This is a genomic window from Cupriavidus sp. FW216-B1, assembly GCF_058789195.1.
Genome location: NZ_JBYTEL010000023.1, coordinates 13,344 through 30,366, shown reverse-complemented (window position 1 = coordinate 30,366; position 17,023 = coordinate 13,344). Strand labels below are relative to the sequence as shown.

The following is a 17,023-nucleotide window of genomic DNA, read 5'->3' as shown; positions in this document are numbered from 1 at the left end:
GGATGGCGACGCTGGAAGCCCCAATCAATCTCACCAATCAGTTCCTGATTGCCATGCCCGGCATGGCAGACCCGACCTTTTCGGGTTCCGTCGTCTATTTGTGCGAGCACAACGACCGCGGCGCGCTGGGCCTGGTGATCAACCGGCCTATCGACATCGACATGGCCACGCTGTTCGACAAGATCGACCTCAAGCTCGAGATCCAGCCGGTGGCGCAGCAGCCCGTGTATTTCGGCGGTCCGGTGCAGACCGAGCGCGGTTTCGTGCTGCATGATCCGGTCGGCATCTACGTCTCGTCGCTGGCGGTGCCCGGCGGGCTCGAGATGACCACCTCCAAGGACGTGCTCGAAGCCGTCGCCAACGGCAGCGGCCCGCACCGCTTCCTGCTCACGCTCGGCTACGCCGGCTGGGGCGCCGGGCAGCTCGAGGACGAGCTCAGCCGCAACGGCTGGCTGACGGTCCAGGCCGATCCCGAGATCATCTTCAGCGTGCCGCCCGAAGAACGCTTCGCCGCCGCCATCCGCCTGCTGGGCATCGACTTCACCATGCTCTCGGGCGAGGCCGGGCATGCCTGAGGGCGCAGCGGCGTCCACGCCGCCACGCCCGCTGCCCGCCGACGGCACCGTCCTCGCCTTCGACTACGGCGAGAAGAAGATCGGCGTGGCGCTCGGCAACTTCATCACGCGCGAGGCGCGCCCGCTCGTCATCCTGCCCAATCCCACCGTGGAAGCCCGCTTCGAAGCGGTGGCCGCGCTCGTCAGGGAATGGGCGCCGGTGCGGTTCGTGGTGGGCATGCCGGTCAACCCGGACGGCGGCGAGCAGCCTTCCATGCGCCTCGCCCGCCGCTTCGGCAACCAGCTCAACGGCCGCTTCGGCCTGCCGGTGGAGTGGGTCGACGAACGCTACACCTCGCGCCTGGCCCAGATGGCCGGCTACCGGCCCGGCGAGCTCGATGCCGAGGCCGCCCGCCTTATCCTGCAACAGTACTTCGACCAGCATCCCCTATGACCCAGACTTCCTCTCCAGACGCCGAGGCGCTCTATCGCACGCTGCGCGACCAGGTGCAGGCCGCGCTGCCTGACGCCGAGCGTGCGCAATGGTCGGTGGCCGGCATCCATTCCGGCGGCGCCTGGATCGCCGAGCGGCTGGCCGCCGACCTGCATCTGGCCGGCCACGGGGTCATCAACGTCGCCTTCCACCGCGACGACTACGCCAAGAAGGGCCTGCACAGCCAGGCCCAGCCGACCACGCTGCCGTTCGACGTGCAGGACCGCAAGATCCTGCTGATCGACGACGTGCTCGCCACCGGCCGCACCATCCGCGCCGCCGTCAACGAACTGTTCGACTACGGCCGCCCGGCCCGCGTGGCGCTGGCCGTGCTGGCCGACCGCGGCGGGCGCGAGCTGCCGGCCGCGGCCGACTTCGTCGCCGCGCACGTCGAGCTGCCGCCCGGCACCACGCTGGTGCTGTCGCACGAGGGCAGCGGCGCCGGCATGCGTTTCGCCTTCGCCGTCGAGGCCACCGGCAACTGAGGCCGGCGCATGGCCGGGCCGGGCGCGCGCGGGCGGATGCCCGCCACGCCGGGCCGGCCTGCAAGCTCAGCAACGAACCAGACCGCTCCAGACCAGCCAATCGCCGCCGCCCGGCTCTCTTCCACTGCCATGATCAAGACGTTCCGCAACCCGCAACTGACCAAGAACGGCGAGCTCAAGCACCTGCTGTCGATCGAAGGCCTGTCGCGCGAGATGATCGCGCACATCCTCGACACGGCCAGCCAGTTCGTCTCGCTGTCCGATTCCGACCGCGACGTCAAAAAGGTGCCCTTGCTGCGCGGCAAGAGCGTGTTCAACCTGTTCTTCGAGAACTCCACGCGCACCCGCACCACCTTCGAGATCGCCGCCAAGCGGCTCTCGGCCGACGTGCTCAACCTGAACATCAACGCGTCCTCGACCAGCAAGGGCGAGTCGCTGCTCGACACCATCAACAACCTGTCGGCGATGTCGGCCGACATGTTCGTGGTGCGCCACGCCAGCTCCGGCGCGCCCTACCTGATCGCCGAGCACGTCGCGCCGCACGTGCACGTGATCAACGCCGGCGACGGCCGCCACGCGCACCCCACCCAGGGGCTGCTCGACATGTACACGATCCGCCATTACAAGCAGGACTTCACCAAGCTCACGGTGGCCATCGTGGGCGACATCCTGCACTCGCGCGTGGCGCGCTCCGACATCCACGCGCTGACCACGCTGGGCGTGCCCGAAGTGCGCGCGATCGGCCCGCGCACGCTGCTGCCGTCCGGCCTGGAGCAGATGGGCGTGCGCGTGTTCCACAACATGGAAGAAGGGCTCAAGGGCGTCGACGTGGTCATCATGCTGCGCCTGCAGAACGAACGCATGAGCGGCGCGCTGCTGCCGTCGGCGCAGGAATACTTCAAGGCCTACGGCCTCACGCCCGAGCGGCTGGCGCTGGCCAGGCCCGACGCCATCGTGATGCACCCCGGCCCGATGAACCGCGGCGTGGAGATCGACTCCGCCGTGGCCGACGGGCCGCAGTCCGTGATCCTCAACCAGGTGACCTTCGGCATCGCCGTGCGCATGGCGGTGATGGGGATCGTGGCCGGGAACCACGACTGACCGCGACCGCACTCCAGCGCCACAGCCAGAACAACCGCAACAAGCCAAGCGACACGATATGAAGATCCACATCAAAGGCGGCCGCCTGATCGACCCGGCCGCGAACGTCGATGCGCAGCAAGACCTCTACATTGCCGCCGGCAAGGTCGTCGGCGTCGGCAGCGCGCCGGCGGACTTCCACGCCAACAAGACCATCGACGCCAGCGGGCTGGTCGTCTGCCCCGGCCTGGTCGACCTCTCCGCGCGCCTGCGCGAGCCCGGCTACGAATACAAGGCCACGCTCGAATCCGAGGTGGCCGCCGCCACCGCCGGCGGCGTCACCAGCCTGGTCTGCCCGCCCGACACCGATCCGGTGCTCGACGAGCCCGGCCTGGTGGAAATGCTCAAGTTCCGCGCCCGCACGCTCAACCAGACCCACGTCTATCCGCTCGGCGCGCTCACGCTCGGCCTCAAGGGCGAAACGCTGACCGAGATGTCGCAGCTCACCGAGGCCGGCTGCATCGGCTTCTCGCAGGCCGAAGCCCCGATCCGCGACACCCGCGTGCTGCTGCGCGCGCTGCAATACGCGCAGACCTTCGGCTTCACCGTGTGGCTGCGCCCCGAGGATCCCTATCTCGGCGGCGGCGTGGCCGCCAGCGGCGCGGTGGCCTCGCGCCTCGGCCTGTCCGGCGTGTCCGTGATCGCCGAGACCGTGCGCCTGCACACCATCTTCGAACTCATGCGCAGCACCGGCGCGCGCGTGCACCTGTGCCGCCTGTCCTCCGCCGCCGGCATCGAGCTGGTGCGCCAGGCCAAGCGCGAAGGCCTGGCCGTGACCTGCGACGTCAACATCCATCACGTCTCGCTGACCGATATGGACATCGGCTACTTCAACTCGCAGATGCGCTTCTCGCCGCCGCTGCGCGGCAGCCGCGACCGCGACGCCATCATCGCCGGGCTGATCGACGGCACCATCGACGCGCTGTGCTCCGACCACACCCCGGTGGACGACGACGAAAAGCTGCTGCCCTTCGCCGAAGCCTCGCCCGGCGCCACCGGGCTCGAACTGCTGCTGCCGCTGACGCTGCGCTGGGCCGAGCAGCACAAGGTCCCGCTCGCCAGCGCGCTCGCCCGCATCACCTCCGAGCCCGCGCGCGTGCTGGGCCTGCCCGCCGGCACGCTGGCCAGCGGCAGCACCGCCGACATCTGCATCTTCCACCCCGCACAGGAATGGAAGGTTGAGCGGCGTGTGCTCAAGAGCCAGGGCAAGAACTCGCCGTGGCTCGGCTACGACATGCGCGGCCGCGTGCGCGCCACGCTCGTCAGCGGCCACGTCGTCCACGAACTGCACTGACACCGTGCCGGGGAGCCACGCATGACCTGGCTGCGCAAGACCGCGCTGATCCTCCACCTGCTGCGCGGCATCGTCACCTGCGCGCTGCTGTTCCCGTGGCTGGGCGCCGAGTCCCGGCGCTGGCACATCCGGCGCTGGTCGCGCCGGCTGCTGCGCATCTGCGGCATCACGCTCGAAGTCCAGGGGCTGGAGCCGGGCGAACTGCCGCCGCGCGGCGCGATGGTGGTGTCCAACCATATCTCCTGGCTGGACATCTACGTCATCAATAGCTGGTACCCGCCGCGCTTCGTCGCCAAGTCGGAGATCCGCGACTGGCCCGTGATCGGCTGGCTGTGCGGCCACACCGGCACCATCTTCATCGAACGCGCGCGCAAGCGCGACGCGCACCGCGTGCTGCACGCCATCACCGACGTGATGCTGCAGGGCGACCTCGTCTGCGTGTTCCCCGAAGGCACCACCACCGACGGCGCCAGCGTGCTGCCGTTTCACGCCAACCTGATGCAGGCGCCGGTTTCCGGCGGCCTGCCGGTGCAGCCGGTCGGGCTGTCCTACCTCGACGCCGCCACCGGACAGCCGACCACCGCGCCCGCGTACATCGGCGACCTGAGCCTGCTCGATACGCTCAACGCCGTGCTGCGCTCCGGCCCGATCACCGCCCGCCTGAGCTTCGCCCCCGCGCTGCACGCAACGTCGGCCAGCCGCCGCGAACTGGCCGAAGCCGCGCGCGAAGTGGTCAGCCACCTGAGCCAGGGCGCCCGGCAGCACGCCGTGGACGCGGTCGTGCGGGTCAACAGCGCCAGCGCCGCCGGCCGCGCCCGCTGACGACCTGCCCGGCCTCGCGGACGACGGCTCGCCCGCGCCGGCTACGTCGCAATAAACCGGCTGCGCTAGGCCAGCGGGTCGCAGTACTGCGGGCACTCGACCTGCACCAGCGTCCGCCCGGCCGGATCCGCCGTCAGCCGCGCGGCGGTCAGCTTGCCGCCCCAGACGCAGCCGGTATCCAGCGCCATCAGGTTCGGCCGCATCACCAGCCCGAGCGTGGACCAGTGGCCGCACACCACGGTGGTGTCGGCCGTGCGGCGGCCCGGGACGTCGAACCACGGCATGACCCCGGCCGGCGCATCGGCAAGCCCCTCCTTGGTTTTCAGGTCCATCACGCCATCCGCGCTGCAAAAGCGCAGGCGCGTGAGCGCGTTGACGACGACGCGGTGACGCTCGATGCCGCGCAGGCCGTCGCTCCAGCGGTCGGCGCCGTTGCCGAAGATGTCGGCGAGAAAACCCTGCCAGTTGGCGCCCCGGAGCTGTTCCTCGATCTCCTGGGCAAGCTCCACCGTCTGCGCGGCGGTCCACTGGGGCAATACACCGGCATGGACCAGCAGGAAACCCCCCTCGCGGATGGCCAGCGGCCGGTGCCGCAGCCATGTGATCAATTCATCGCAATCCGGCGCGCCAAGCATCTCGTCCAGCGTATCGCTGCGCCCGCGCTTGCGCACGCCCGCGGCCACCGCCAGGAAATGGATGTCGTGGTTGCCCAGCACCGATTCGGCGCGCGCGCCGAGGGCGCGCACGGTGCGCAGCGTCCGCAGGGAAGCGGGGCCGCGGTTGATGAGGTCGCCGACGAAGCGCAGGGTGCTGTCGGTGGGAAGGCGGGAGAGCAGTTCGTCGAACGAACCGGCGCAGCCTTGGAGGTCGCCGATGGCGAAAAGAGGGTTTTGAGTCACAAATCAGAAGTGGTTAAATATTGTGTCAGAGCCTCATGCTGCTGGTATTTGGCGGTACAGATACGTTACAACAGGCTACAAAAAGATGGGCGAGCATCTCAAGCTAGGGGATTCTGTCGGATAGAATACCGCCACTTCTGCAAATACTTAACATGATGCCGCCCCAACCGGGCCAGGCGGAGACTTGGCGATCGCCGTGTTCTCGAATACCTAGATAGCAGGGAGCACAGGTCTTGTCCCATATTCTTGTCACTGGTGGCGCCGGTTTTGTCGGCGCCAACTTCGTTCTCGACTGGCTGCGCGACGATCGCGCCGATGCCGTCGTCAACGTGGACAAGCTGACCTATGCCGGCAACCTGGATTCCCTGGCATCGCTCGAAGGCAACGGGCGTCATGTCTTTTCCCAGACCGATATCTGCGACAGGGGAGCACTCGATCGGCTCTTTGCGGCGTACCGGCCGCGTGCCGTGGTCCACCTGGCGGCAGAAAGCCACGTCGACCGCTCGATTGCGAGCCCGGCGGCATTCATCCAGACCAATGTTGTCGGGACCTTCACGCTGCTCGAGGCCAGCCGGGCTTACTGGCGCGATCTTGATGGCTCCGAGCGTGAGTCCTTTCGCTTCCTGCATGTCTCCACGGACGAAGTCTTCGGATCGCTCGAAGCCCATGAGGCGGCCTTCACGGAAGCGACAGCGTATGCACCCAATAGCCCGTATTCGGCGTCCAAGGCCGCGGCCGACCATCTGGTAAGGGCATATCACCACACCTACGGTTTGCCTGTCCTGGCGACGAACTGCTCCAATAGCTACGGTCCTTATCATTTTCCCGAGAAGTTGATCCCGTTGGTCATCATGAGGGCGCTGGCCGGCGAAACGCTGCCCGTCTACGGTGATGGGCTCAATGTACGGGACTGGCTCTATGTCGGCGATCACTGTGCCGCGCTGCGCAGCGTGCTGGCCTGGGGCAAGGTAGGCGAGACCTATAACGTCGGCAGCGGTAACGAGCAGACCAACCTCGCGGTGGTGCAGACGCTGTGCGACCTGCTGGACGAACTAGCCCCCAAGGGCCTCGGTTCCTATCGGGACCAGATAGCCTTCGTGGCCGACCGCCCCGGGCATGACCGACGTTATGCCGTCGATGCGCGCAAGCTACGAGCGGAACTGGGATGGACATGTGCCGAGACATTCGAGACCGGCCTGCGCAAGACCGTCCAGTGGTATCTGGACAACCAGTCGTGGGTTTCGAATGTTGCGTCCGGACAGCGCAGGAAGATGCAGGGATGAGTAATGTGAGTAATGTGTCATGCGGTGCGCCGACTCTTCTTGTAACAGGAAGAAACGGACAAGTTGGCTTTGAACTGCGGCGGGCCCTTGCCCCCCTTGGCCGGGTAGTGGCTCTTGACCGCGCCGCGTGCGACCTGACGCAGCCGGACATGATCCGGCGTGTGGTGCGTGAACATCGTCCCGACGTCATCCTTAATGCGGCCGCCTACACTGGCATGGATAGGGCAGAGGCGGATGAGGAGGGGGCCTTCGCCGTCAATGGGACCGCCGTCGGCATCCTTGCCGAAGAGGCGAAGCGGCTCGGCAGCCTCCTGGTCCACTACTCGACCGATTGCGTATTCGACGGAAACCAGCATGCTCCTTACACGGAAAGTGACGCGGTCAATCCGATTTCCGTCTACGGCAAGAGCAAGGCCGCCGGAGAGCGGGCGATTGCCGCCGCGGGTGCGGCGGCGTTGACTCTTCGCACCAGTTGGGTTGCGGGCGTGCATGGCAGTAATTTTGCCAAGACCATGTTGCGGTTCGGGCGCGAGCAAACGTCCATCCGCGTGATTTCCGACCGCTTCGGCGCACCGACAAGTGCGGCGCTCGTTGCCGACGTTACGGCGCAGATCGTTGCCCGGCACTGGCTTTTCGGCGAACGGCAGGTTTTTGCGGCGGGTATCTTCCATCTTGCCGCTGCCGGAGAGACAAGTCCCTTCGGCTACGCGAGCGAGGTACTTGGCTATGCGGCGAAGCATGGCATAGCGCTGAAGGCCGGTCCTGACCAACTACAGGCGATTCCTGCAAGCGAATATCCGTTGCCGGCCCCGCGTCTGGCCAGCGCCCGCCTCGACACGGCAAGGCTGCGGCAGACCTTCGGCATTCACCTGCCGGACTGGCGGGAAGGCGTTCACCACTTGCTGGATCAGATACTTGCCGAGGGGCGGCTGGCATGAGGCTGAAAGCGACACCGACCGCACTTCCGGAGGTGCTGATTCTCGAACCCCAGGTGTTTGCGGATCAGCGGGGATATTTTTTTGAGAGCTTCAATGCCCGTGATTTTGAAAGTGCAACCGGCTTCACAGGCGCGTTTGTGCAGGATAATCACAGCCGGTCCGTGAAAAATGTGATTCGTGGCTTGCACTATCAAGTCGGGCAGCCACAGGGAAAATTGGTTCGTGTCATTTCGGGAAGGATTTTCGATGTGGCGGTGGATTTGCGGCGCGCATCGCCGCGGTTTGGACATTGGGCAGGAATAGAGCTGTCCGCAGAGCACTTCCAGCAACTCTGGGTACCGCCGGGATTCGCTCATGGATTCCTGGTCTTGTCCGATGCAGCGGAAGTGATTTACAAGACGTCGGAGTACTGGAGCCAGAGCCATGAAAAAACCCTTGCGTGGGGCGATCCGCAACTGGGTATCCGCTGGCCTCTGGAGGGAACCGCGATACAGTCCGAAAAGGACCGTCAGGGCAGTGCGTTTGCCGAGGCAGAAGTCTTTGCCTGACATGACGCAACGACCTATTCAACACTAATCATGCTGCTCAAGAAAATCTCCGAGATGTCGCGCCAGAAAAAGATCCTTCTGATGCTGGTGCTCGACTTCTTTCTGCTGCCGCTTTCGCTCTGGTCGGCTGTCGGCTTGCGCACGGATCATTGGCAGGTCAGTTCGCAGTATCCGATCGGGATCTACTTCGTTACCTCGCTGGTTGCCATCCCTGTCTTCATCAAACTGGGCTTGTACCGGTCGGTGGTCAGATACATGGAGGACCGTGCCATTCTGACGATCGTGGCCGCGGTCACCATTTCGATCGGCATATTCGGTTCGCTGATTTTCTTCCTGAACCTGTCCAACGTGCCGCGTGGCGCATTGCTGATCTATTGGCTGCTCGCAATCGTCTACATCGTGTGCAGCCGGTTTTTTGTGCGGGCTGCGTTTCGGATGCTGCCGTCGTTCGCCCGCCACGGGCAGAAAGTCATCATTTACGGTGCCGGAGACGCAGGCCGCCAACTTGCCGTGGCACTGGGCGTCGGCACGGAGTACGAGCCAGTGGCGTTCGTCGACGACGATTCCGCCAAGCGTGGCCTCAGCATCGCCGGGATCAAAGTCCACGGCGCGGACGAGTTGCCAGTCCTGGTCAAGCGTTTTGCGGTCCAGCAGGTGCTGATCGCCATCCCGTCGGCAGCGCGCAGCAGGCGTATTGAGATCGTGAACGCGCTCGAGCCGCTGGCTGTCGAGGTGCGCGCCGTGCCAGGCATGGCCGAGATGGTTTCCGGCGAGGTACGCCTGGATGATGTGCGCGAGGTCGAGATCGACGAATTGCTGGGCCGTGATGTGGTGGCGCCCAACAAGAAGCTGTTGATGAGCAACATCAATGGCAAGAGCGTCATGGTGACCGGCGCGGGCGGCTCGATCGGTTCAGAGCTGTGCCGACAGATCGTCAAGAACAGCCCGTTGCGGCTGGTTCTGTATGAGCAGTCCGAGTTTGCCCTATACGCGCTCGAATACGAGCTCCAGCAGACTATCGCGGCCAAGGGGCTGTCGATCGAACTGGTGCCGGTGCTTGGCTCGGTGCAGAACGGCGAGCGGGTGTACGGGATTATGTCCCGTTACGGCGTACAGACGATCTACCATGCAGCGGCCTACAAGCACGTGCCGATCGTCGAATTCAACATGACCGAGGGCATCCTGAACAACACAGTCGGCACGCGGGTCACGGCGGAGGCGGCGATCCGCGCCAACGTAGAGGCGTTCGTGCTGATTTCGACCGACAAAGCGGTGCGGCCGACCAATGTCATGGGCGCCAGCAAGCGCATGGCCGAGCTTTGCCTGCAGGCCTTCGCGCAGGACCCGCAGGTGCGCACCCGCTTCAGCATCGTGCGCTTCGGCAACGTGCTCGGATCGAGTGGTTCGGTGGTGCCCCTGTTCAGGACGCAGATCGCCAACGGCGGTCCGGTGACCGTCACCCACCCGGACATCATTCGCTATTTCATGACGATCCCCGAGGCCGCTCAGCTTGTCATCCAGGCTGGTGCAATGGGTGGCGACGGCGAGGTATTCGTGCTCGACATGGGCCAGCCGGTGAAAATCGTCGATCTGGCCCGCCGCATGATTCACCTGAGCGGGTTCCAGGTGCGCGACGAGAACAATCCGAATGGGGATATCGAGATCGCATTTACCGGCCTGCGTCCGGGCGAGAAGCTTTACGAGGAACTCCTGATCGGGGATGCCGTCAGCGGCACCGGACATCCGCGCATCATGAAAGCGGATGAATCCTGCCTGAGTCGGGAGAAACTCGACGAAGAAATGCGCGGCCTTATCGCAGCCTGCGACTGCAACGACTGTGAAGCAATCCGGAATATTCTTCTCGAATGCGTGTCGGGTTTTCGTCCCGACCGTGACATCAAGGACCACTTGCATGAAGAGCCGGCACCCCGGATTCGCCTGCTGCGCTGAGGACGGAACGATGGTCAAGCCTCAGGTCACGCAGAGTACGCCGGTTATCGCGTGCCGTGTGGCGTCTTCGTCTCGCCTTGGTGCCGTTTCATTTCGGCGTATCCAAACTGTGGCAAAATATCGGCAATTTTCTTGTCCCGTGCCGGCCATTGAGCAAGCGGACAAGAGACGGGGACGGGACGCGGTCTTGCGTTCTGTCGCAGCCGCTCGCGCAGCCTTCTCCCTTGTCTTCCTCACCTGGCTTGCAGATTCGTGCATGCCAGGCTGCAGCATTCCAATCGAGTCCCGAACCGTCAATACCCGGTTACGCATCGGAGAATGCCTTGTTTGGAAGCGTGAAGATCTGTATTGCGGCGGCGGACTATTTTCGGGAATGTGAAGTCATGGCGACGGAGCAGTTTTTTCTTCCGGTTGCCGCTTTGTGTAAGCAAATATTGGCTTGAGAAATGAGAATTACTATTATCGGAACCGGCTATGTCGGGCTTGTGACAGGAACCTGCCTGGCCGAATTGGGCAACAATGTTTTTTGCCTTGACGTAGACGCCAAGAAAATCGATTTGCTCAACGGTGGCGGGGTCCCCATCTATGAACCGGGCCTGAAGGCCCTGATCGACCGGAACCGCGCGGCGGGCCGCCTGAAATTCTCGACGGACGTGGCCGCGAGCGTGGCCCACGGCGACATCCAGTTCATCGCAGTCGGTACGCCTCCCGACGAAGACGGCTCGGCAGACCTGCAATACGTCATCGAAGCGGCCCGGAACATCGGGCGGTACATGGACGGATTCAAGGTGATCGTCGACAAATCCACGGTGCCGGTCGGCACCGCGGACAAGGTCAAGGCCGCGGTCGCAGAAGAGCTGGCAAAGCGCCAGGCATCTCATCTCGATTGCGCGGTCGTTTCCAATCCCGAATTCCTGAAGGAAGGCGCCGCAGTCGAGGACTTCATGCGTCCCGACCGTATCGTGGTGGGAGTACCTGCCGACGCGGCTGGCGACAAGGCAAAGGCGATGATGCGCACGCTCTATGCCCCATTCAACCGGAATCATGAGCGCATGTATTTCATGGATGTGCGTTCGGCGGAGTTCACCAAGTATGCGGCCAACGCCATGCTGGCTACCCGCATCAGTTTCATGAACGAACTGGCGAACCTCGCCGACCGTGTCGGCGCAGACATCGAACTAGTGCGCCAGGGCATCGGCTCCGACCCCCGCATCGGCTACAGCTTCCTGTACGCCGGCATTGGCTACGGCGGCTCGTGCTTCCCGAAGGACGTACAGGCGCTGGCGAGGACCGCAGCGCAATTCGGCCAGTCGATGCACGTGCTAGACGCGGTCGAACAGGTCAACCAGGCACAGAAGCGCGTGCTGATCGACAAGATCCTGGCGCGCTTCGGCAACGATCTCGTCGGCAAGCGCTTCGCGATTTGGGGCCTGGCCTTCAAGCCGGAAACGGACGACATGCGCGAGGCGCCGAGCCGCGTCATCATTCAGGAACTGCTGGCGCGCGGCGCCGTGGTGCATGCGCATGACCCGGTGGCGACCGACGAGGCGCGCCGCGTGCTGGCCCAGGATCTGGCCGGCCGGCCGGAAGCCTTGCAGCACCTGCATTTCGCCGACCGGCCGGAGGCTGCCCTGGACGGCGCAGATGCGCTGGTGATCGTCACGGAATGGAAGGCTTTCCGCAGTCCCGATTTCGAAGCCATGCGCAGCGAAATGAAGACCCCCCTGATTTTCGATGGCCGCAATCTTTTCGATCCGTCTTCGATGAAGAAACAGGGCTTCGAGTATTTCGGCATTGGCCGTTCCTAGAACAAAGTCCTGAACATGCGAAATTACAATTCCCGCCAGCGTATCCTGGTGACCGGCGGTGCCGGCTTCCTTGGCTCGCATCTTTGCGACCGCCTGATCGAGCAAGGCAACGAAGTCCTGTGCGTCGACAACCTGTTTACCGGTGCGAAGCAGAATATCGAGCATCTGCTGGGCAATCCCCGCTTCGAGTTCATGCGCCACGACGTGACCTTCCCGCTGTTCGTGGAAGTGGACCAGATCTACAACCTGGCCTGCCCGGCGTCGCCCGTGCACTACCAGCACGATCCGGTGCAGACTACCAAGACCTCGGTGCATGGTGCCATCAACATGCTCGGCCTGGCCAAGCGGCTCGGCGCCAGGATCTTCCAGGCCTCCACCAGCGAGGTCTACGGCGATCCGGTAGTGCATCCGCAGCCCGAGGCGTACTGGGGCAATGTAAACCCGATCGGCATCCGCTCCTGCTACGACGAAGGCAAGCGCTGTGCCGAAACGCTGTTCTTTGACTACCATCGCCAGCATGGCCTGGAGATCAAGGTCGCCCGGATCTTCAACACCTATGGCCCGCGCATGCATCAGAACGATGGTCGTGTGGTGTCGAATTTCATCATGCAGGCCCTGCGCGGCGAACCGATCACCGTGTTCGGCGAAGGCAAGCAAACGCGTTCGTTCTGCTTCGTCGACGACCTGATCGACGGCTTCATTGCCATGATGGACACGCCGAAGGAATTCACCGGCCCGATGAACCTGGGCAACCCGCACGAGATGACGATGCTCGAACTGGCAACCCACGTCATCGATCTGACCGGCTCGCGCTCGACCATCGAGTTCAAGCCGCTGCCGGCCGACGATCCCACGCAACGCCGCCCTGACACCCGCCTTGCTGAAGAAGTAATCGGCTGGAACCCTTCAGTGCATTTCCGCGATGGACTTGCCAAGACGGTCGATTACTTCAAGCGCTTTGTATAAGCGGCTCAGCTCATACTTCAGAAGAGATACGCAATGTTTGATAACAAGTCTATTTTGATCACGGGCGGTACGGGCTCGTTCGGCAAGAAGTACGCGCGCACCATTCTGCGCCGCTACAAGCCCAAGCGCCTGGTGATTTATTCGCGCGACGAGCTCAAGCAGTTCGAGATGCAGCAGGAGATCGACGCGCCGGCGATGCGCTACTTCATCGGCGACGTGCGCGATGGTGAGCGTCTTTCGCAGGCCATGCGCGGGATCGACTATGTCATTCACGCCGCCGCGCTCAAGCAGGTGCCGGCCGCGGAATACAACCCGCTCGAGTGCATCAAGACCAATATTCACGGTGCCGAGAACGTCATCAACGCCGCGATCGCCAATAACGTGCACAAGGTGATCGCCCTGTCGACCGACAAGGCGGCCAACCCGATCAACCTCTACGGCGCGACCAAACTGGCGTCGGACAAACTGTTCGTCGCGGCCAACAATATGGTCGGCGCCAACCAGACCTCGTTCGCGGTGGTCCGCTACGGCAACGTGGTCGGCTCGCGTGGCTCGGTGGTCCCGTTCTTCGAGCAACTGCTGGCCAAGGGTGAAAAGGAACTGCCGATCACGCATGCGGATATGACCCGTTTCTGGATCAGCCTGCAGGATGGCGTCGATTTCGTGCTGAAGAATTTCGAGCGCATGCACGGCGGGGAGATTTTCGTGCCGAAGATTCCGTCGATCCGCATTACCGACCTGGCTGAAGCGGTGGCGCCCGGCGTCGGCACGCGCGTGATCGGCATCCGCCCCGGCGAGAAGCTGCACGAGATCATGTGCCCCGCCGACGACTCGCACCTCACGCTTGAATTTGAGGACCACTACGTCCTGCGCCCGACCATCAAGTTCCATCACTCGGACATCGACTACACGGTCAATGCGCTGGGCGAGGAGGGCGTGCGCGTCAGCCAGGGCTTCGAGTACAACTCCGGCAACAACCCGCATTTCCTCACTCCGGAGGAAATCCGCGAATTCAACGCCAAGGCGATGGCATGATTCCCTACGGCCGGCAAGACATCTCGGCGGATGACATCGAGGCGGTGGTAGCCGTCCTGAAGTCCGATTTCCTGACGCAGGGCCCGGCAGTGCCGGCCTTCGAGGCAGCAGTCGCGGCCTACGTTGGTGGCGGGCAAGCGGTCGCCGTCAACAGTGCCACTTCCGCGCTGCACATTGCCTGCATGGCGCTGGGCGTGGGTCCTGGCGACACGGTCTGGACGACGCCGAATACCTTTGTCGCGTCGGCCAACTGCGCGCGCTACTGCGGCGCCTGCGTCGATTTCGTCGATATCGATGCGCGCACCTACAACATGTGCGCAGATGCGCTCGCTGCCAAACTAAAGGACGCCGCGGCGCGCGATGCCCTGCCCAAGGTGGTGATTCCGGTGGCATTTGCCGGCCAGTCCTGCGATATGAAGGCTATCCGCGCGCTTGGTGACGAGTATGGCTTTGCGATCATCGAGGACGCATCCCATGCCATCGGGGGCCGTTATCTGGGCAAGCCGATCGGATGCGGCGACTACGCCGACATCACCGTCTTCAGCTTCCACCCGGTCAAGGTCATCACCACTGCCGAGGGAGGACTGTGCGTAACTCACCGGGCCGATCTGGCGGAGGCGATGCGCAAGGCACGCTCGCACGGTGTCACGCGCGACCCGGACGAGATGACAGGCCCTGCGGACGGTGCCTGGTATTACCAGCAGGTCGCACTGGGCTACAACTACCGCATGACCGACATGCAGGCGGCGCTGGGCGTCAGCCAGATGCATCGCCTCGATGCCTTCGTGGCGCGGCGCCACCAACTGGCACGCCGCTACCACGAACTGCTCGCCGGAGCCGCCGTGACGGTGCCGCTTCAGCATTCGGATGGTTTGTCCGGTCTTCACCTGTATCCGGTTGTGCTGCACGACACCGCGCGCCGTAAAGCCGTGTTCGACGCGTTGCGCGCGGCGGGCATCCACGTCAACGTGCACTATATCCCCGTGCACACGCAGCCGTACTATCGCGAGCTCGGCTTCAAGGACGGCGATTTCCCCAACGCCGAGGCCTACTATGCGGGCGCGATCAGCCTGCCGATGTTTCCCGGCCTGACCGATGCGCAGCAAGAGTACGTCACGTCCACGCTGCGCGGGATACTTGCATGAAGCTGGCGTTGGGAACGGTGCAGTTCGGACTGCCCTATGGCATCACCAATACGGCCGGACAGGTTTCCGGGGACGAGGTGGCCCGCATTCTGGCGCGCGCGCGCGAACTGGGCCTGGAGGTGCTGGACACCGCCGCGGCCTACGGCGATAGCGAGCGTGTGCTTGGCCGCAGCGGCGATACCGCTCGCGCCTTCCGCATCTATACCAAGACCTTGCCGCTCGCCGGCGCCGTGGCGGACGCCGCCGCGATCCGGCGGGTGGTGCAGGGGGTGCGCGACTCCCTGCACAATCTCGGAGTGGACCGCCTCGATGGCCTGCTGGTGCATCACGCGGGCGACCTGCTGGGCGAGGGCGGCCAGGATCTGTACGCCGCGCTGCAGGCGCTCAAGGCGGAAGGACTGGTTGAGCGTATCGGCGTATCGGTCTACGGCGTGGAGGAAGCGCGCGCCGCGACGCAGTGTTTCGGCATCGATGCCATGCAACTGCCGCTGAACATCCTGGATCAGTCTTTCACCGCGTCCGGCGAGTTGCAGCGTCTCAAGACGGCTGGCGTGGAGATCCACACGCGCTCGGCATTCCTGCAGGGCGTCCTGCTGTCCGAGCAGTTGCCGGCATTCCTGCATGCGCTGGTGCCCGGCTTCAGTCGTTTCCAGGCCATATGCAGGAAGGCCGGTGCGAGCCAGCTCGAGGGCAGCCTCGCGTTCCTGCGACAGCAAGGCGCGATCGACCACGTCGTGGTCGGCGTGCTCGACCAGGGCCAGCTTGGGCAGATCGCCGCGGCATGGGAGCGCAGCTCTGATTATCTCGATCTCGATTTCGCGGAATGCAATATGGCGCCATCGGCAGCTGTCATGCCGTCGAACTGGCCCGGGCTGAAGAAGGAGTATCAATGACCGTGATGGCACTGCTGCAAGCGCGCACGAGCTCGACGCGCCTGCCGGGCAAGGTCCTGAAGCCGTTGCTCGGCGAGCCAATGATCCTGCGGCAGATCGAGCGCCTGCGGCGCGCCCGCAACATCGACCGGCTGATGGTGGTCACCAGCGACAGTCCCTCCGACGATGCGCTCGCGGCCTGTTGCGCTGCGGCTGGCGTGGAGGTGTTTCGCGGTAGCCTCGACGATGTGCTGGACCGTTTCTACTCGGCGGTGAAGGACATCAGGCCGGAGCATGTCGTGCGGCTGACGGCCGACTGCCCGCTGGCCGATCATGAAGTCATCGATGCGGTCATCGATTTTTATCGTGACGGCGGCTACGACTATGCCAGCAATGTACTGCCGCCCACTTATCCGGACGGGCTCGATGTGGAAGTGTTCCGTTTCAGCGTGCTCGAGACGATCTGGAGGGAGGCCAGCCTGCCTTCGCAGCGAGAGCATGTCACTTCCTTCATCTATCAGCATCCGGAGCGCTTCCGGCTGGGCGGGCTCACGCGGAAAAAGGACCTGTCGTCGCTGCGGTGGACCGTGGACGAGCCATCGGACATGGTCTTCGTCGAGGCAATCTACGAGGCGCTGTACCGTGGCAATCCCGCCTTCTTGATGGCCGATGTGCTACGCCTGATGGCGCAGCGGCCCGAACTGCTGGAAATCAATTCCGGACAGGTCCGCAACGCAGGCTACCTGAAATCTCTTGTGCAAGACGACCAACAACCTCGAGGTGTGTGAACA

At 64.1% G+C, this 17,023-nt stretch carries 17 protein-coding genes; 16 read left to right on the top strand and 1 reads right to left on the bottom strand.

Annotation, left to right across the window (positions count from 1 at the left end):
* Window positions 1-2: 2 nt before the first annotated feature.
* The 6 genes from AC3WXD_RS29865 to AC3WXD_RS29840 all read left to right on the top strand — a co-directional run bounded on the left by AC3WXD_RS29865 (window position 3) and on the right by AC3WXD_RS29840 (window position 4,788).
* Window positions 3-575: a YqgE/AlgH family protein gene (locus tag AC3WXD_RS29865; protein WP_020206186.1), complete on the top strand. Its 573-nt coding sequence runs from the start codon at window positions 3-5 to the stop codon at window positions 573-575.
* Window positions 568-1,008 carry a Holliday junction resolvase RuvX gene (gene ruvX, locus AC3WXD_RS29860; protein WP_492325270.1) on the top strand — a complete coding sequence of 147 codons (441 nt, stop codon included), beginning with the start codon at window positions 568-570 and terminating at the stop codon, window positions 1,006-1,008. Before AC3WXD_RS29865 ends, ruvX begins: the two co-directional genes overlap by 8 nt.
* Window positions 1,005-1,532, top strand: a complete 528-nt coding sequence (gene pyrR / locus AC3WXD_RS29855; protein ID WP_020206188.1) for a bifunctional pyr operon transcriptional regulator/uracil phosphoribosyltransferase PyrR — start codon at window positions 1,005-1,007, stop codon at window positions 1,530-1,532. Before ruvX ends, pyrR begins: the two co-directional genes overlap by 4 nt.
* Window positions 1,533-1,661: 129 nt before the next feature.
* A complete protein-coding gene (locus AC3WXD_RS29850) occupies window positions 1,662-2,633 on the top strand; it encodes an aspartate carbamoyltransferase catalytic subunit (protein WP_020206189.1) in 972 nt (323 codons plus the stop codon).
* Between the two features lie 58 nt (window positions 2,634-2,691).
* A complete protein-coding gene (locus AC3WXD_RS29845; RefSeq protein WP_492325269.1) occupies window positions 2,692-3,966 on the top strand; it encodes a dihydroorotase in 1,275 nt (424 codons plus the stop codon).
* Between the two features lie 21 nt (window positions 3,967-3,987).
* Window positions 3,988-4,788, top strand: a complete 801-nt coding sequence (locus tag AC3WXD_RS29840; RefSeq protein WP_492325268.1) for a lysophospholipid acyltransferase family protein — start codon at window positions 3,988-3,990, stop codon at window positions 4,786-4,788.
* Between the two features lie 65 nt (window positions 4,789-4,853).
* Here the strand turns inward: AC3WXD_RS29840 and AC3WXD_RS29835 are convergent, their stop codons facing one another.
* Entirely contained in the window at window positions 4,854-5,687 is an 834-nt protein-coding gene (locus AC3WXD_RS29835) for a symmetrical bis(5'-nucleosyl)-tetraphosphatase (protein WP_492325267.1), read from the bottom strand.
* Window positions 5,688-5,920: 233 nt separating this feature from the next.
* On the opposite strand from AC3WXD_RS29835, the gene rfbB reads away from it, so the two are divergent.
* The 10 genes from rfbB to AC3WXD_RS29785 all read left to right on the top strand — a co-directional run bounded on the left by rfbB (window position 5,921) and on the right by AC3WXD_RS29785 (window position 17,020).
* Window positions 5,921-6,970 (top strand): dTDP-glucose 4,6-dehydratase, encoded by a 1,050-nt coding sequence (gene rfbB / locus AC3WXD_RS29830; RefSeq protein ID WP_492325266.1) that lies wholly within the window; start codon window positions 5,921-5,923, stop codon window positions 6,968-6,970.
* On the top strand, window positions 6,967-7,908 hold the full coding sequence (gene rfbD, locus AC3WXD_RS29825; RefSeq protein WP_492325265.1) for a dTDP-4-dehydrorhamnose reductase: 942 nt from the start codon (window positions 6,967-6,969) through the stop codon (window positions 7,906-7,908). The genes rfbB and rfbD overlap by 4 nt, the downstream gene beginning before the upstream one ends.
* The gene (gene rfbC, locus AC3WXD_RS29820) at window positions 7,905-8,456 is read left to right on the top strand and encodes a dTDP-4-dehydrorhamnose 3,5-epimerase (RefSeq protein WP_492325264.1); all 552 of its coding nucleotides are present in this window, start codon (window positions 7,905-7,907) and stop codon (window positions 8,454-8,456) included. The genes rfbD and rfbC overlap by 4 nt, the downstream gene beginning before the upstream one ends.
* Window positions 8,457-8,486: 30 nt before the next feature.
* Window positions 8,487-10,406: a polysaccharide biosynthesis protein gene (locus AC3WXD_RS29815; protein WP_492325263.1), complete on the top strand. Its 1,920-nt coding sequence runs from the start codon at window positions 8,487-8,489 to the stop codon at window positions 10,404-10,406.
* A 446-nt stretch (window positions 10,407-10,852) separates the two neighbouring features.
* Window positions 10,853-12,214 (top strand): UDP-glucose dehydrogenase family protein, encoded by a 1,362-nt coding sequence (locus tag AC3WXD_RS29810; RefSeq protein ID WP_492325262.1) that lies wholly within the window; start codon window positions 10,853-10,855, stop codon window positions 12,212-12,214.
* Window positions 12,215-12,229: 15 nt separating this feature from the next.
* Window positions 12,230-13,180, top strand: a complete 951-nt coding sequence (locus AC3WXD_RS29805) for a UDP-glucuronic acid decarboxylase family protein (protein ID WP_492325261.1) — start codon at window positions 12,230-12,232, stop codon at window positions 13,178-13,180.
* Between the two features lie 33 nt (window positions 13,181-13,213).
* On the top strand, window positions 13,214-14,215 hold the full coding sequence (gene pseB / locus AC3WXD_RS29800) for a UDP-N-acetylglucosamine 4,6-dehydratase (inverting) (RefSeq protein ID WP_492325260.1): 1,002 nt from the start codon (window positions 13,214-13,216) through the stop codon (window positions 14,213-14,215).
* Window positions 14,212-15,360, top strand: coding sequence for a UDP-4-amino-4,6-dideoxy-N-acetyl-beta-L-altrosamine transaminase (gene pseC, locus AC3WXD_RS29795; RefSeq protein ID WP_492325259.1), 1,149 nt, complete (start codon window positions 14,212-14,214; stop codon window positions 15,358-15,360). The genes pseB and pseC overlap by 4 nt, the downstream gene beginning before the upstream one ends.
* Window positions 15,357-16,253: an aldo/keto reductase gene (locus tag AC3WXD_RS29790; RefSeq protein WP_492325258.1), complete on the top strand. Its 897-nt coding sequence runs from the start codon at window positions 15,357-15,359 to the stop codon at window positions 16,251-16,253. Before pseC ends, AC3WXD_RS29790 begins: the two co-directional genes overlap by 4 nt.
* Complete coding sequence (locus AC3WXD_RS29785; protein ID WP_492325257.1) at window positions 16,250-17,020, top strand: cytidylyltransferase domain-containing protein; 771 nt, start codon at window positions 16,250-16,252, stop codon at window positions 17,018-17,020. Before AC3WXD_RS29790 ends, AC3WXD_RS29785 begins: the two co-directional genes overlap by 4 nt.
* Window positions 17,021-17,023 lie beyond the last annotated feature (3 nt).

Excerpts from the sequence above, each read along its gene's own strand:
- pseC (WP_492325259.1), top strand. The coding sequence starts at position 14,212 with ATGATTCCCTACGGCCGGCAAGACATCTCGGCGGATGACATCGAGGCG.
- rfbD (WP_492325265.1), top strand. The coding sequence starts at position 6,967 with ATGAGTAATGTGAGTAATGTGTCATGCGGTGCGCCGACTCTTCTTGTA.
- AC3WXD_RS29785 (WP_492325257.1), top strand. The coding sequence starts at position 16,250 with ATGACCGTGATGGCACTGCTGCAAGCGCGCACGAGCTCGACGCGCCTG.
- AC3WXD_RS29840 (WP_492325268.1), top strand. The coding sequence starts at position 3,988 with ATGACCTGGCTGCGCAAGACCGCGCTGATCCTCCACCTGCTGCGCGGC.
- AC3WXD_RS29845 (WP_492325269.1), top strand. The coding sequence starts at position 2,692 with ATGAAGATCCACATCAAAGGCGGCCGCCTGATCGACCCGGCCGCGAAC.
- AC3WXD_RS29810 (WP_492325262.1), top strand. The coding sequence starts at position 10,853 with ATGAGAATTACTATTATCGGAACCGGCTATGTCGGGCTTGTGACAGGA.
- pseB (WP_492325260.1), top strand. The coding sequence starts at position 13,214 with ATGTTTGATAACAAGTCTATTTTGATCACGGGCGGTACGGGCTCGTTC.
- pyrR (WP_020206188.1), top strand. The coding sequence starts at position 1,005 with ATGACCCAGACTTCCTCTCCAGACGCCGAGGCGCTCTATCGCACGCTG.
- rfbC (WP_492325264.1), top strand. The coding sequence starts at position 7,905 with ATGAGGCTGAAAGCGACACCGACCGCACTTCCGGAGGTGCTGATTCTC.
- AC3WXD_RS29805 (WP_492325261.1), top strand. The coding sequence starts at position 12,230 with ATGCGAAATTACAATTCCCGCCAGCGTATCCTGGTGACCGGCGGTGCC.
- AC3WXD_RS29790 (WP_492325258.1), top strand. The coding sequence starts at position 15,357 with ATGAAGCTGGCGTTGGGAACGGTGCAGTTCGGACTGCCCTATGGCATC.
- AC3WXD_RS29815 (WP_492325263.1), top strand. The coding sequence starts at position 8,487 with ATGCTGCTCAAGAAAATCTCCGAGATGTCGCGCCAGAAAAAGATCCTT.
- ruvX (WP_492325270.1), top strand. The coding sequence starts at position 568 with ATGCCTGAGGGCGCAGCGGCGTCCACGCCGCCACGCCCGCTGCCCGCC.
- AC3WXD_RS29850 (WP_020206189.1), top strand. The coding sequence starts at position 1,662 with ATGATCAAGACGTTCCGCAACCCGCAACTGACCAAGAACGGCGAGCTC.
- AC3WXD_RS29865 (WP_020206186.1), top strand. The coding sequence starts at position 3 with ATGGCGACGCTGGAAGCCCCAATCAATCTCACCAATCAGTTCCTGATT.